The organism is Deinococcus metalli (assembly GCF_014201805.1).
GTDB lineage: Bacteria > Deinococcota > Deinococci > Deinococcales > Deinococcaceae > Deinococcus > Deinococcus metalli.
This window is the reverse complement of sequence record NZ_JACHFK010000001.1, coordinates 876,241-890,177: the sequence shown is the minus strand read 5'-3', so window position 1 is coordinate 890,177 and position 13,937 is coordinate 876,241. Positions and strand designations below refer to the sequence as shown.

At 71.0% G+C, this 13,937-nt stretch carries 12 protein-coding genes; 3 read left to right on the top strand and 9 right to left on the bottom strand.

Annotated features, from left to right (window positions below; all coding sequences use genetic code 11):
• Positions 1-4: 4 nt before the first annotated feature.
• The 4 genes from HNQ07_RS04325 to HNQ07_RS04310 all read right to left on the bottom strand — a co-directional run bounded on the left by HNQ07_RS04325 (position 5) and on the right by HNQ07_RS04310 (position 6,252).
• Positions 5-1,033 (bottom strand): ABC transporter permease, encoded by a 1,029-nt coding sequence (locus HNQ07_RS04325; protein WP_184109634.1) that lies wholly within the window; start codon positions 1,031-1,033, stop codon positions 5-7.
• A 103-nt stretch (positions 1,034-1,136) separates the two neighbouring features.
• The gene (locus tag HNQ07_RS04320) at positions 1,137-2,717 is read right to left on the bottom strand and encodes an ABC transporter substrate-binding protein (protein WP_184109633.1); all 1,581 of its coding nucleotides are present in this window, start codon (positions 2,715-2,717) and stop codon (positions 1,137-1,139) included.
• A gap of 162 nt (positions 2,718-2,879) precedes the next feature.
• Positions 2,880-4,922, bottom strand: a complete 2,043-nt coding sequence (locus HNQ07_RS04315; protein WP_229831736.1) for a glycoside hydrolase family 20 zincin-like fold domain-containing protein — start codon at positions 4,920-4,922, stop codon at positions 2,880-2,882.
• 88 nt (positions 4,923-5,010) lie between these two features.
• Positions 5,011-6,252: an ABC transporter substrate-binding protein gene (locus HNQ07_RS04310; RefSeq protein WP_184109632.1), complete on the bottom strand. Its 1,242-nt coding sequence runs from the start codon at positions 6,250-6,252 to the stop codon at positions 5,011-5,013.
• A gap of 190 nt (positions 6,253-6,442) precedes the next feature.
• On the opposite strand from HNQ07_RS04310, the gene HNQ07_RS04305 reads away from it, so the two are divergent.
• Positions 6,443-7,921 (top strand): glycoside hydrolase family 3 protein, encoded by a 1,479-nt coding sequence (locus HNQ07_RS04305; protein WP_229831737.1) that lies wholly within the window; start codon positions 6,443-6,445, stop codon positions 7,919-7,921.
• Positions 7,922-8,066: 145 nt separating this feature from the next.
• Here HNQ07_RS04305 and HNQ07_RS04300 read toward each other — a convergent pair whose 3' ends face one another.
• The 5 genes from HNQ07_RS04300 to HNQ07_RS04280 form a co-directional block, all read right to left on the bottom strand.
• The gene (locus HNQ07_RS04300) at positions 8,067-8,930 is read right to left on the bottom strand and encodes a DegV family protein (RefSeq protein WP_184109631.1); all 864 of its coding nucleotides are present in this window, start codon (positions 8,928-8,930) and stop codon (positions 8,067-8,069) included.
• A complete protein-coding gene (locus tag HNQ07_RS04295) occupies positions 8,927-9,835 on the bottom strand; it encodes an NAD(P)-dependent oxidoreductase (protein WP_184109630.1) in 909 nt (302 codons plus the stop codon). The genes HNQ07_RS04300 and HNQ07_RS04295 overlap by 4 nt, the downstream gene beginning before the upstream one ends.
• Positions 9,836-9,882: 47 nt before the next feature.
• Positions 9,883-10,440: a hypothetical protein gene (locus HNQ07_RS04290; RefSeq protein ID WP_184109629.1), complete on the bottom strand. Its 558-nt coding sequence runs from the start codon at positions 10,438-10,440 to the stop codon at positions 9,883-9,885.
• Positions 10,441-10,457: 17 nt separating this feature from the next.
• On the bottom strand, positions 10,458-11,399 hold the full coding sequence (locus HNQ07_RS04285) for a prohibitin family protein (RefSeq protein WP_229831738.1): 942 nt from the start codon (positions 11,397-11,399) through the stop codon (positions 10,458-10,460).
• Between the two features lie 76 nt (positions 11,400-11,475).
• Positions 11,476-11,868 (bottom strand): YchJ family protein, encoded by a 393-nt coding sequence (locus HNQ07_RS04280; RefSeq protein ID WP_184109627.1) that lies wholly within the window; start codon positions 11,866-11,868, stop codon positions 11,476-11,478.
• 92 nt (positions 11,869-11,960) lie between these two features.
• Between HNQ07_RS04280 and HNQ07_RS04275 the strand changes: the two genes are divergently transcribed.
• Together HNQ07_RS04275 and HNQ07_RS04270 are read left to right on the top strand one after the other, a co-directional pair.
• Positions 11,961-12,773 carry a TrmH family RNA methyltransferase gene (locus tag HNQ07_RS04275; protein WP_184109626.1) on the top strand — a complete coding sequence of 271 codons (813 nt, stop codon included), beginning with the start codon at positions 11,961-11,963 and terminating at the stop codon, positions 12,771-12,773.
• Positions 12,770-13,921, top strand: a complete 1,152-nt coding sequence (locus tag HNQ07_RS04270) for a hypothetical protein (RefSeq protein WP_184109625.1) — start codon at positions 12,770-12,772, stop codon at positions 13,919-13,921. Before HNQ07_RS04275 ends, HNQ07_RS04270 begins: the two co-directional genes overlap by 4 nt.
• Positions 13,922-13,937: the final 16 nt, after the last annotated feature.

The following is a 13,937-nucleotide window of genomic DNA, read 5'->3' as shown; positions in this document are numbered from 1 at the left end:
GGCGTCACCTGTACTGGATGCGGGGATCGAGGGCGGCGTAGCTGAGGTCCACGAGCAGGTTCACGACGCTGACGACCAGCGCTGCGAAGATCACGCCCCCCTGGATCACCGGGTAGTCGCGCTGGCTGATCGCGTCGTAGACCCACGAGCCGATGCCGGGCCACGAGAAGATGGTCTCGGTCAGCACCGCGCCGCCCAGCAGCGCTCCGGCCTGCAACCCGATCACGGTCACGACCGGCAGCAGGGCGTTGCGCAGCGCGTGCTTGAGGGTTACGCGGTTAGGTGCCAGGCCCTTGGCCTTCGCGGTGCGCACGTAGTCCTGCCCCAGCACGTCGAGCAGGCTGGAGCGCGTGATGCGCGCGATGATCGCCAGCGGAATGGTGCCCAGCGCGACGGCCGGCAGGATCAGGTGCCGCAGCACGTCCCAGAACGAGCGGCCGTCGCCGCGCAGCACCGAGTCGAGCAGGTACAGCCCGGTGATGCCCCGCAGGGTGTTCTCGTTGCCGGTGCGGGCGCTGGGCGGCAGCCACCCGAGCTTGACCGCGAAGAAGTACGACAGCAGCAGGCCCAGCCAGAACACCGGCATGCTGACGCCCACCAGCGAGATGGTCGTGGCGACGTTGTCCCAGAACGAATTGCGCCGCAGCGCCGCGACCACCCCGGCGGGCAGCCCGATCAGCAGCGCGAAGGCCAGGGCCGCCAGACTGAGTTCCGCCGTAGCCGGAAAGCGGGCCTGCAACTCGTCCCGCACCGGGATGTTGCTCTTGAGCCCCGAGCCCAGGTCGCCGTGCAGCAGGGCGTTGACGTACTTCGGGTACTGCGCGTCGAGGGGACTCTGCGGGTTGAAGAACCACGGCTTGTTCAGGCCGAGCTGCTCGCGCAGCCGGGCGGCGGCTTCGGGCGTGCCGCGCTCGCCCAGCATCACGGTGGCGGGATCACCCGGAATGGAGCGGACAAAGACGAACACGACCAGGCTGATGCCCAGCATGACCAGCACCGTGCGCAGCAGCCGGCGCAGGAGATATGTGCCCAAATGGAACCTCCAGAACAGTCAATTGGGGCTGCGCGGGCGCTAGAGCCTGCACAGCCGCCGGGGGGCAGACCCGCTGTGGATCTGCCCCCCAGAGCGTGGAGCCTTACTTCTTGCCGAGCAGCGTGATCGTGTTGAAGGACTCGCTGCCCAGGGGGCTGGGCACCCACCCCTTGACGTACGTGCGCGCGGCGGCCAGCGGCGAGGAATGCACGACCGGCACGCGGTACGCGGCGTTGTACGTGATCTCGTGGATCTGGCTGTACACCTTGGCCTTGTCGGCCTGCGACGTCGCGGCGCGGCCCTGCTCGAGCAGCGTGACCAGGTTCGCCGGCGCCCAGTTGATGTCGTCGCTGGCGTTGGCGCCGTAGTACGCGCCGTAGAAGTTATCCGGGTCGCCGTAGTCGCCGGTCCAGCCGATCATGTACATGTCGAAGCCGGGTTCCTTGTTGCGGTCGTCCAGGTACTTGGCCCAGTCCTCGGTCTTGAGGTTGACCTTGATACCCACGGCGCTCAGGTCGGCGGCAATCGCCTCGGCAATCGGCTTGGGCGTGGGGAAGTACGGGCGGCTGACCGGCATGTACCACAGGTCGATCGAGAAGCCGTTCGCGTAGCCGGCGTCGGCCAGCATCTTCTTCGCGGCGGCCGGGTCGTAGGCGTAGTCGGCCGGCACCTTGCTGGAGTTGGCCCACGCCATGACCGGCGGCAGGAAGCTGGCGTTGCTGGTGCCCAGGCCGTTCCAGAAGGCGTCCACGATGGCCTTTTTATTGATCGCCATGCTGATCGCCTGACGCACCTTGTCGTTTTTCAGGTACTGGTTGCGGTTGTTCATCGACACGAAGCCCACGTTGAAGCTGGGACGCTTGACCGCCACCAGGTTCTTGTCGGCCTGGATGCTCTTGAGCGCATCCGGCGTGAAGTCGTTGGCGAAGTCGATGGTCCCGGCCTTGAGCTCGTTCAGGCGCTGCGACGCGTCCTTGATGGCACGGATCACGACGGTGTCCACGCGGGCCTTGGTGCCCCAGTACGCCGCGTTGGCCTTGAGGGTCACGCGGTCGCCGGTCTTCCACGACTCGAAGACGAAGGGGCCGGTGCCGACCGGCACGCTGGCGGGCGTGCCGTACTTCGCACCGTCCTTCTTGATGGCGGTCGGGCTGGCGATGCCGAAGTACCCGGCAGCCAGCACGTTGGGGAGCACCGAGGAGGGCTTGTTCAGGTCCACACGCACCGTGTAGTCGTTGACCTTTACGATGTTCTTGATCACGGCCGAGGCGTCGCCCTTGTAGCCGCCGAGCAGGTCGCCCACGATCTCGAAGGTGCGGCCCTGGTCACGGAAGCCGTAGGGGTGCGCCTTGTCCCACCAGCGGCTGAGGTTGAACACGATGGCGTCGGCGTCCATGGCCGTGCCGTCGGTGAATTTCACGCCACGGCGCAGGGTGAAGGTCCACGCGGTGTTGTCGGCGTTGGCCTTCCACGACGTCGCCAGGCCGGGCTTGAGGTCGGTGGTGCCGTCCTTGAAGTCCACCAGCGTGTCGTAGATCTGGCGCTGCACCAGGATCGAGATGCCGTCGGTGATGTTGCCGGATTCCAGGCTGACGGGGTCGCCGTTGGCGCCGAAGACCAGCGTGCCGGCGGCCGACGCGGCGGGAAGGGTGGCGAGCAGGGCGGTGAGCAGAAGTTTCTTCATGGGGCCTCCACACCCGTCCGGAACGCCGGCTCCGCCCGCGAGCCGCGGGACGGAGTGGAGCCGGAGGGTGTCAAACGTAAACAAACGTGCGTTCAGGGTAGGGGGCACTCGGGGGGGTGTCAAGGTGAAGTCATCCCCGCTCCATCCGGCCGGCCCCAGGGCCTACGGGCGGTCGCCGATCACCGTCAGGCCCAGCAGGGCCGGGTTCGCGTTCTTGCCGTCGCTCACCAGCGTGACGGACGTGATCACCGCGTCCGGTCTGGGGTTGGGCCACTCCAGCACCGGCACGTTCACGCTCAGGCCGTCGCGCGTCTGGCCGGCAAAGCCGGGGGCCAGGATCATCGACGACGTGACGGTGTCGGTCCACGCGCGGATGTTGCGGCCGTACTCCAGGGGCACGTTCAGCGTGGTGCCGTCGGCATACGCGACCTCGTAGTGGCCGATCACCTCGCGGGCCAGCGCGCCGGGCCAGCCGGTGGTGTGCAGGAACGCCAGCGCGTCGGCGCGCCGGTTCACGGGCACGGTGGCGCGTTCCGGCAGGTCCTTCGCGGCGGGCCGGCTGCCCCGCAGCATCACCGCGCCCCGCACGTCGAAGGTGTACGCGCCCAGGCGGGTCACGCCGGTCTTCAGGTTCCGGAGGTCGATGTCCGGCCCCTTGAGAATCCAGCCCTTGCTGTCCGGGTCCGCCAGCGTGCGCGTGACCAGCGGGGCCAGGTCCACGGTCGCGCCCGGCGCAGCGCGGTACGCGGTCGGCTGGTACAGGTCGCGGTAGCGGGCCACGGCGTCCGTGACCACCGGCCCGTCCGGGTTCCAGAACGCCGAGCCCGCCCGCACGAAGGGCACGCCCTGATCCGCCTGTCCGTCCCAGATGCTGGGGTTGCCGAAGTATCCATTCCAGCGCGTCTGGATCATGCCCTGCGCGCCGGCGGCCACGCTGGCCTTCGCCATGCCCTCGGGGTTCCCGGCGTCCAGCCAGCTTGCGCCCAGCACCGGGAAGCCCAGCCCCTTGATCTTCCCGAGCATGTCGGCGCTGGTGCCGGCCGTGTAGTTCCAGTACGCGACTTGGATGTCCTTGGGCAGCCGCGCCGGCAGGGTGGCGACCACGGCGTCCGCGAAGGCGGTGTCGTGCCACAGCATGGTCGCCACGCCCTGCGCCTTCAGCGCGTCGTGCAGTTTCACGATGTCGTCCACCACCAGCGTCTCCAGACCCACCGCCTTGCCGTTGTCGCGCGCCGGGAAGCGGTCGCGGCTGCGCAGCTCGTCGTGCCCGATGTGGAGGCGCTGCGGGCGGAACACCTCCACCGCCTCTTTCAGGATGGGCAGCACGACGCGGCCGTAGGTCGCGGGATTCAGGGTGTCGTAGGCCCACGGGTTCTGGCTGCCCTCGTCCTGGCGCAGGTCCAGGTTCTTGCCGCCATAGAACATCCACCCGGCGTGCGACAGCGTCTCGATCAGCGGTATGGGTTCCAGGCCGTATGAGCGCGCCAGCTCGGCCACGCGCCGCGCCTCGGCCTTGCTCGCGCCGCCGGGGTGGGCGTAGCCGCCGGCCTTCGCGGTGTCCCACTGCACGTAATCGCTCATGATCAGCACGGCGTTGAACTTCAGCTGCGCCAGCAGCGGAATCACGCGGTCATTCACCTGGGCGCTGAACTGGTCGAGGTAGATCATGGCGACGCGGTCTTTGAGGGCCGGGGCGTCGCTGATGCGCGCGTAGCGCAGCCCGCCCGGCGTCAGCAGTTGCCGCAGCGTCTGCGCGCCCTCGTAGGCGCCCTTCGCGTCGGCGCCCACGATCCACGCGCCGGAAGCGTCCACCCACAGCGCGTAGCCCTCGGCGGCGGTGGTGTCCAGCCCGGCGGCCTTGGCCTTCGCGGCCAGCTCCGCGTCGGCCACGGTGCCCACCGTGATTGCCGGACCGCTCTTCGCGGCGTCGCCCAGGGCCAGCCCCAGGCGGGTCTGCCACTCGGTGTTCAGGTCACGGGCCGCCCACGTCAGTTCCGGGGCGGTTCCCACGACCTTCACGCCCAGACCGGAGAGCGGCAGCACGCCCGCCGGGAAGGTCGCGCGGCGCGGCGTGGGCACCAGCGTGGTGAACGGCTCCTGCGCGCGGGCCTCGGCGGTGGGGGAGAGCGCGGCAGCCGCGGCGTCGGCGGCACCGAGCAGTAGCCCGGCCAGCACGAGCGAAACAAGTGGCTTCATCGGGGTCATGGTGCACGTCCTTTCTGACCGGGGCGTGATGCCCGCACAACCGACAGGGGCGTCCGGCACGCGGCCGGATGCCCCCGCGTGGCCGGATTCAGAGGCTGGCGTTCCAGGCCTTCACGATGTCGTCCAGCGCCTGCTTGGCGGTCTTCTGGCCGGCCATCGCGGCCTCGACGTTGTCCTTGAAGACCTTGTTCAGCTTGCTGGCGTCCGGGTACACCAGCGTCAGGTCGCGGGCCTTCTTGAGTTCCGTGCTGGACACCAGCTTGCCCTGGTCGATGGCGTTCGCCGCGCCCTGCTTGAAGAACTTGTCGGTGCTGGCCTTCACGGTCGAGGGGAAGGTGGTCTTGGTGACGCGGCTGAACTGCAGCTGGTTCACGTCGTTCGTGAGGAACAGCGCCAGCTTCTGAGCCAGCGCCTTGTCCCGCACGCCCTTGGGCACCGTGAAGCCCATTAGCGGCGTGTGGATCACGTTCCCGGCAATGTTGATCGGGTACGGCGCGACCTTCGTGACGTCGTAGATGGCCTTGTTGTCGTTCGCCACGCGCAGGATGAACTGCGGCCCGGTGATGAGCATGCCCAGCTTGCCCGCCGAGTACAGCTCGGTCGCGGCCGTGAAGCCGCGGCGCATGGTGTCCTCGGGGATGTAGCCCTTCTTGTACAGGTCCACGTAGGTCTCGAGCAGCTTGACGTGCTCCGGCCCGTTGAACACGGCCGCGGAGCCGTCCTTGGTGAAGATCGGCAGGCCCGCTTCCTGGAACACGTACAGCATGTTGATGCCGTTGATGTTCGGCATGAAGCCGTAGTTGCCGGTCTTGTCCTTGATCTGCTTGGCCGCCGAGATCAGCGTCTGGATGGTGCGCGGCGGGTTGGCCGGGTCGAGGCCCGCTTTCTTGAAGATCTCGGTGTTGTACGCCACGACCTTGGGCGCCCAGTACCACGGCACGCCCATGACCTTGCCGTCGAAGGTGAAGGTCGACAGCGGCGACGCGAAGTACAGCTTCTTCTGCGCGTCCGAGAGCGTCAGGGGTTCCAGGGCGCCCTGCTGCACGAGCTTGACAGCCATATCCGACGACAGGTTCACGGCCGCGGGCGGGCGGCCCGACGCGACGGCCGCGAGCAGCTTCTGCTCCATGGCGCTGGCGGGCACGTCCACCCACTTGAGTTCCACGTCCGGGTTGTCCTTCTGGAACGCGGTCACCAGGCGGTTCATCTCGTCGTTGAACAGCGGCGCGAGGGAAATCGTCCAGAACTCCAGGGTGGTCTTCTGGGCGCTGGCAGTGGAGGCGGTGGCGATCAGGGCGGCACTGAGCAGCCCGAGGGTGGCGCGCTTCATGGAGACTCCTTGAGGTCGGTGGTGGGCGGTGCGGAACATGATGTGGTACCCGCAGACTGTACCGTTCCGGTCCCCGACGTGCCTGAGAACTTCCGGCCCGCTTCTCATGCCCGCTGCCCCCGGCCGGGGAGGGTGCTGGTGCAGACCTCTGCGCGTCCCGGTTCCCCCGGGACTGGACTACTCTGGCGCGGTGACCTCCCCCCTGCTTCCGGGCGCCCTGGCGATGGTGGACATCCCCGGCCCGACCCTCGACGCCGACACCGCCGCGCACCTGCGCCGCTACGGCGTGAAGGCCGTGTGCCTGTTCGGCAAGAACGTGGAGAGTGCCGAGCAGCTCCGGACGCTGTGCGCGGACCTGCGCGAGGTGCTGGGAGAGGACGCCCTGATCGCCCTGGACCACGAGGGGGGCGCGATCGTCCGCCCGACGTTCTGGCCGTATGCGCCCAGCGCCATGGCCCTCGGCGCGGCGGACGACGTGGTCCTCACGCGCGACGTCCACGCGGCGCTGGCCCGGCAGCTGCGCTCGGTCGGGATCAACTGGAACTTCACGCCGGTGCTCGACGTGAACGTCGATCCGTCCAACCCCGTGATCAGCGACCGGTCGTTCGGCGCCGACGCCGCGCTGGTGGCCCGGCACGGCCGCGCCTCGCTGGACGGGCACGCGCAGGAGGGCGTCGCGGCGTGCGTGAAGCACTTCCCCGGCCACGGCGACACCCACCTGGACTCGCACTACGCGTTGCAGCGCGTCACGAAGTCCCGCGCCGAACTGGACGCGCTGGAACTCGCGCCGTTCCGTGAACTGCTCCCGCACACGCCCGCCGTGATGACCGCCCACATCGTGTTCGACGCGCTGGACCCCGAACGGCCCGCCACCCTGTCGCGCCCGGTCCTGACCGGTCTGCTGCGGGGGGAGTGGGGCTACGAAGGCGTGATCGTCACCGACTCCATGGGCATGAAGGCCATTGACGACAACTACGGCCGCGGTGAGGCCGCCGTGATGGCGCTGCGCGCCGGCGCCGACCTGGTCATGGCGCTTGGGCGCCGCGAGGTGCAGGTCGCCACCCTGGAGGCCATGGCCTCTGCCCTGGACGGCGGTCTGGAGCCCGCGGCGGTGCAGGCCAGCGTGGACCGGCTGCGGGCCCTGGCCCGCCGCACGCCCGCCCACACCGACCCGGAGCTGAACCCCGAGGACGACAGGGCGCTGCTGGCGCGCGGCTGGGAGCGCGGCCTGAGCGTGTACGGAGGTCCGGTGGCGCCCCCAGCGGGTTCACGCGTGCTGCTGGTGTGCGAGCGGTACGCGTACCGCGAAAACGTCAGCGAGCGCGGCGTGGACGCCGACACCGTCGCTGCCGACCTGGGCACGCTGTACGACGTGGAGCTGCACGCCTACGACACCGCCGCCGACCTCGACTGGCCGGCCCTGCGCGGCGCCGCCGACGCGGCCGGCCGCGCCGTGATCCTCGCCACGACCGGCCGCCACCGCCATCCAGCACTCTCGGGCCTCACGCCGGACCTGCACCTCGCGCTGTACAACCCCTACGCGGCGCTGCTGGTGGACGCGCCCGCGGTGGTCACCTTCGGGTTCCGTCCGGGCGCCCGCGCCGCGCTGCTGGAGTGGCTGCGCTCGCCGGACGCCGGCGCCCCACGCCCGGTCTTCGCGCCCGCCTGACATCGGTAACTACGAGGGGTGAAGGGGATGCCTTTCACCTCTTGTGGGTCGAGCACAGAGAGTGAGCGCGATAGACAGCCGCCCGCGTGGAGGTGATGGGCGGCCTTTGGCCCATCAACGGAACGGAGCACCGATGTGAGTCCGCTCAGCGGTCCCACGGCCAGTGGCCCGGCGCGGCGGCCACGCCCACGGCTCTGGGGCCGGTGTGCACGTTCAGCACCGGGTTCACGCCTGCCACGCCCGACCACACCACCGGGTGCCGCGCGGCGATCAGGCCCAGCAGGGTGTCCGCGTCGGCGGGTTCGCTGCCGTGTAGCAGGCCCAGACGCAGCGGCGTGCCCTCGCCGAAGGTGCGGGTCACGCGGTCCGCGACCGCCGCGATGCCGCCACGGTACGACCGCGCGCGGCCCACGTTCGTGTACGCGCCCGTCGCCTTGTCCACCGTGACCACCGGCTTGAGGTCGAGCAGGCCGCCCAGCGTGGCCTGCACCCGCCCGATGCGACCCCCGCGCCGCAGGTACTCCAGCGTCTCGATGGTGAAGTACAGCTCGGTTTCCCGCTCCACGGCGGCCATCCACGCGAGCGCCGTCTCCAGCGGCTCGCCCCGCTCGGCGGCGGTCGCGGCGGCATGCACCTGGAAGGCCTGCGCGGCGGACAACGTGCGCGAATCGTGGATGTGGACGTTCACACCGGCTCCGGCCATCGTGCGCGCCTGCTCGGCCGCGTTGCGGCTGCCGCTCAGGCCCGCGCTGATGGTCACGGCCAGCACGGCGGGCGTGCCCGCGCCCCGGTACGCGTCCACCCAGTCCTGCGGCGTGGGCTGGCTGCTGGTCGGGTGCGCGGGATTGGACGCCAGCTCGCGGAACAGGGCTTCCCGGGACAGCTCGTTCGTTCGGTACGACGTGTTCCCGAACGTGACGGAGAACGGCGCGACCGGCACGTCGTTGCGCAGGCCCGCGTAGGCGTCCAAACCGCCATCCGTCACCACACCGAAAGCGGGCGTGCTCATTTCAGCTCCACGCCGTTCCACTGCTCGATCAGCTTCAGGGCCGCCGTGTGGTCTTCCTGCGCGCCGATCACGCGCGACGCCGCGCGGTACAGGGCAGTGACCTGCGCGATCACCGGCGCGCTGCCCCTGGCCTGCTCGGCCAGATCCAGCGCGATCCCGGCGTCTTTTGCCAGCAGGCCCAGGCCGAAGGTCGCCGGAAACTGCCGCGTGAGCACGCGCTGCGGAATCAGGTTTTCGGTGGTGTTGCTGCGTCCGCTGCTGGCGTTGATCACGTCCAGTGCCGCGCCGAGTTCCACCCCGCGCAGGCCCAGGATCGCCAGCCCCTCGCCGGCTGCCCACAGGTTCACGGCCAGCAGGGCGTTGTTCACGGCCTTCACCGCGAAGCCCGCGCCGGTGTCTCCCACCCGCACCAGTTTGCCCGCGAAGGCCAGGTGGGGGCGCACCGCCTCGATCTCCTGCGCCGGGCCACCCACCATGACCGTCAGGGTGCCGGCCTTCGCGGCGACCGTGCCGCCGCTGACCGGCGCGTCCAGGAAACGGACGCCGGCCTCCAGCAGCCGCGCGCGCTGCTCCGGCGCCGCGTCCGGGTGGCCGCTGGTGCAGTCCACCCACACGCTGCCGGGCTTCAGGTGGCCGCGCACGGCGTCCAGCACCCCGTCCACCTCGGCGCTGGTCGGCAGGCACGACACGATCAGGTCGGCCCCGGCCGCTTCCTCCAGGGTGGCCGCCACGCTGCCGAACTCGGCGGCATGCGCTGCGGCGCGGGCAGGCGTGCGGTTCCACACCAGCGTGCGCCCGCCGGTCTCGCGGCTGCGGGCGGCCAGATGCCCGGCCATGGGAAAGCCCATGGCCCCCAGCCCCAGGAAGGCGGTCGTGGGGAACGTCGTGGTGAGTGGGGTGTCCATACCGGTCAGGCTAGCCCCCACGCGGGCCGCAAACCGGCGGCGTGGACTCAGTCCAGTGGCCGGGCCGGACCGGGCAGCGTCAGGGCATTCCCCTCGGCCTGCCCGAAGCGCTCGCGCAGGAAGCGGCCCTGGGCGAGCAGCCGGTCGGCGGTGGCGTGGTCGTGGCGCAGCGCCTCGCGCACGCCGTCCTCCAGCAGCCGCAGCTGTTCGTGCAGCAGCGTCTCGGGCGGCTGGCCCTGCGCGCTCAGGGTGCGCCGCGCGCCGTCCGTGAGGCCGTGGTACGCGCGCAGCGTGTCCGGGAGGTAGGCGTCGCGCGTCTGCGTCAGCAGGTAGGTGGTGCGGGCGTCGCCACTGCCGGCTTTCAGGGCGTCCACCACGTCGCACAGCAGCGTCCACGCGGCCGCGCGGGCCGGTTCCGGCAGATCCAGGATCAGCGTCTCCGCGCCGCCCGACGGGTCCGCGGGGGCCGGCAGCGCGGCGGCCGTGGCCGGAGTCCGGACGTCCGGCTCCGGCAGCGCGCGCCGCTGGGCCTTGGTGCTGTTGTCGACGTAGGTGATCAGGGCGATCCCCCCGAAGATCACCATCAGGATCAGGACGGCCGTCATGCCCGCATCCTAGACGCTCAGGGCGCCGTCTTGTCGGTGGCCGGCGCGGCCGTGGTGGTGGCCGCGGTGCCCGCGCTGCCCAGCGACTTCAGGTCGAGCAGGAAGTTCCCGCCGGACGGCAGCATCACCGTCTGGATGGTCGGGGCGAGCTTCTCCGCCACCGTCAGCTGGATCAGCTGGGGGTTCTCGCGCAGCGCCTTGCCGCGCAGCGACAGCGCCTGAGCCTCGCCCTTGGCCTGCTCGACGGCCGCCTTAGCCGCGCCCTGCGCTTCCACCACCGCCCGCTGCGCGCTGATGCTCGACTGCTGCAGGCGGTTGCGTTCCACCGCGACCTGCTGCTCGGCCGCCTGCTTCTGCTCGATGGCCTTGGCGATCGAATCGGGAATGCGCAGTTCGCGCAGCAGCACCGAGTCGAGCACCAGGTTGTTGCGCGAGAACACGTCCCGCAGCGACGTCGTGATGCTCGCCTCGACCGCCTGGCGCTGCGTGCTGATGATGTCGGCGGCCGAGAACTGCCCGATCGCGTCGCGCACCTTGCTGCGCACCTGCGGGCGGATCACGGTCTGCACGTAGTTGCGGCCCAGTTCCTTATGCAGGATCGCGGCCTTGGCGCGGTCGATGCGGAACTGCACTGTCACGTCGGCCGTGATGTCCAGGCCCTCCTTGCTGCGTGCGCGGATGGCGCCCTCGGCGTCGTTGGCGTTCGGGGAGTCATGGGCGAGCGTGACTTCCTGGAGCCGGGCGTCATACAGGTTCACGTGGTCCACGAAGGGCACGACAAAGTGAATGCCCTCCTGGAGCACGTCGGGTTTCACGCCGCTGAACGAGCTGAACACCACGCCCACGAAGCCGGCCGGAATGACCCGCACGCCCTGCGACAGCACCCACGCCACCAGCAGCGCGGCGAGCACGCCGAGCCACACCCGCCGGTTGGGAGAGGGGAGATTTACGCGGGGCATATTGACGGTGCGCTCTGGTCCAGAAGTGGTCATACCGCCGGTACGGGCCGGACCCCCGCCGGGTTTCATGCGGCGCTCACTCCACGGTGGGGGGGGTCACTTCGTCCACGTACAGCCACGCGCCGTTCACCTGTGCGAAGGCGCTGCGCTCGTGCACCCGCAGCGTCTCGCCGTCACGGACCCGCAGCGTGGCGGTGAATTCCACCTCCAGACCGTGCGCCGCGTGGACCGTCAGGCCGGTGTACTTCGTGCCGCTCTCCAGACGCAGCGCGGCGGGGCGGGTCTCCGGGTGCCACGTGGCGAGCACGAAGGCCTCGTTGCGCAGTGCGTACGCGCTGTAGCGGGCGCGCATCAGCGCCTCGGGCGTCGCGGCCGGGCGGGTGCCGTCGTGCGCGGGGCCGCAGCAGTTCGCGTAACTCCGCCCGCTTCCGCAGGGGCAGGACTTGAACGGGGGGTACGCGAGCGCCATGCCGCCACGCTAGCGCGCCCGGCGGGTGGGAGCACCCCCACCTGCGCCGCCGCGCCCGGGGATACGCGGGCGCGGCGGGCATAATGGCGGCAATGGTTTCCGAGAGCGTCATCACGTCCGTGCACAACCCGCAGGTCAAGCGCCTCGTCCGCCTGCGGCAGCGCCGAGACCGCGAGGAGGAAGGCGTCATCCTGATCGAGGGCGCGCGCGAGGTGCAGCGCGCGGCGCGGGCCGGCGTGACCGTCCACGACCTGTACCTGTGCCCGCCGCTGTATTCCCCGGAGGCGGAGGACGTGGCCGCCACGTTGCCGGGCCGGCGCGCCGTGCTGTCCGGGCCGGCCTTCGAGAAGGTCAGCGGCCGGGACCGGCCCGACGGCGTGCTGGGTGTGGCCGCCACCCCGGACGTCGCGCTGCCGGACCCGGGCCGGGACGCGGTGGTCGTGGTGCTGCACGGCCTGGAGAAACCGGGCAACGTGGGCGCCATCGTGCGGACGGCCGACGCGGTGGGCGCGTCCGGGGTGATCGTGCTGGGGCGCGGCGCCGACCCCTTCGGCCCGAACGTGATCCGTGCCAGCCAGGGCAGCGTGTTCAGCGTGCCGGTGGTGGCGTGGGAGGAGGACCGCGCCCTGGCGTGGCTGCGCGCCCACGACTTCCGGCTGGTCGCGTGCACGCCCGACGCGCCCGCCGTGTACTGGGACGCCACCCTGACCGGGCGGGTCGCGCTGCTGCTCGGCACCGAACACCAGGGACTGCCCGGTGCGTGGCGCGGGGCCGGCGGCGTGAGCATCCCCATGAACGCCGGGGGCGGCGCGGACAGCCTGAACGTGGCCACCGCCGCCGCGCTGATGCTGTACGAGAGTGCGCGCCAGCAGCGCGCGCGCGCGGCGGCCGGGAGCCCGGCATGAGCGCGGGCCTCGATCCGTACCGGGACTGGCTGCGCAGTCGCCTGAGTGAGGAACTCGGCGTGCGCGAGGCGCAGCTCGTGATCCAGGCCGCCGTGCAGCGGCGCGGGTGGCCCGCCGTGCGGACCCTGGGGCCGCGCGACGTGGTGGCCGTGTTGCAGGACGTGTACGAGAAGATGCGTGAGCGCGTGGGCGACGGCCGCGCCGACAAGTGGCTGGAGGTCACCACCGTGGATCTCGCGCGCTTCGCGGCGACCGTGCCGGTACCGGCCGAGGGCAGCGCCGGCGAGGGCCTGCCCACGCCGCCCCCGGTGCGCTGGGGCCGGCGCGCGCATGACCTGCCGCTGCTGCTGGCCCGCGCCCACGCGGAGATCGCGGCCCGCAGCCTGAGCGCCATCCGCGCCAGCCCCGTGATGGCCAGCCTGGAACGCGCCGCCGAGTGGGACGTGCAGGCGACCCTGGCCGAGGTGCGCCGCTGGGAGACCGAGGACCGCCTGACCCGGCTGCGCTCGGACCATGCGCGCCTGGAGGTCGCGGATCAGGTCGCGGCGGCGGTGGCGCAGGGCCAGGTGCTGCGCCTGACCGTCCGGGAACTCGAGAGTGCCGCCCGCGGCGGACAGGCCGTGGACGGCCAGCTCGCGCACAACCGCCTGATGTCCACGCAGACGGACGCGTTCCTCGAGACCTTCACGCCGCTGATCGACCTGACCGATGCGGACCGGCCGTTCCCGGACGTGGAGACGGACCTCGACAGCGCGCGCTTCTCGCTGGGCGTGCCGCTGCACCCGAACGTGCTGCGCGCCCGGCACGCCCTGAACTACGCCCAGTGGCAGGCCGGCGACGCCGGAGACGCGTCGCCCGGCGTGCTGCACGCCCAGCACGACCTGCACCTCGCGGAGCACGACGCGCGCGATCAGCTCGAGGGAACGCTGGACAGCGCCCGTCGCCACCAGGCGCAGTTCCGCACCCTGGCCGTGAAGGCCACCGGTCTCGACCAGCGCGCGTCGCGCCTCGCGTCGTCCGGGGGCGACCCGCTCAGCGTGGCCCGTATCCGGCTGGAGTGGCGACAGACGCGCAGTGCCGCGCGCATCCAGGCCCACCGCTGTCTGGAGGCGCTGTGCATGCTCGACGGCCTGATCAGCGAAGCGTGAGCGCCGGGCTGGGCCA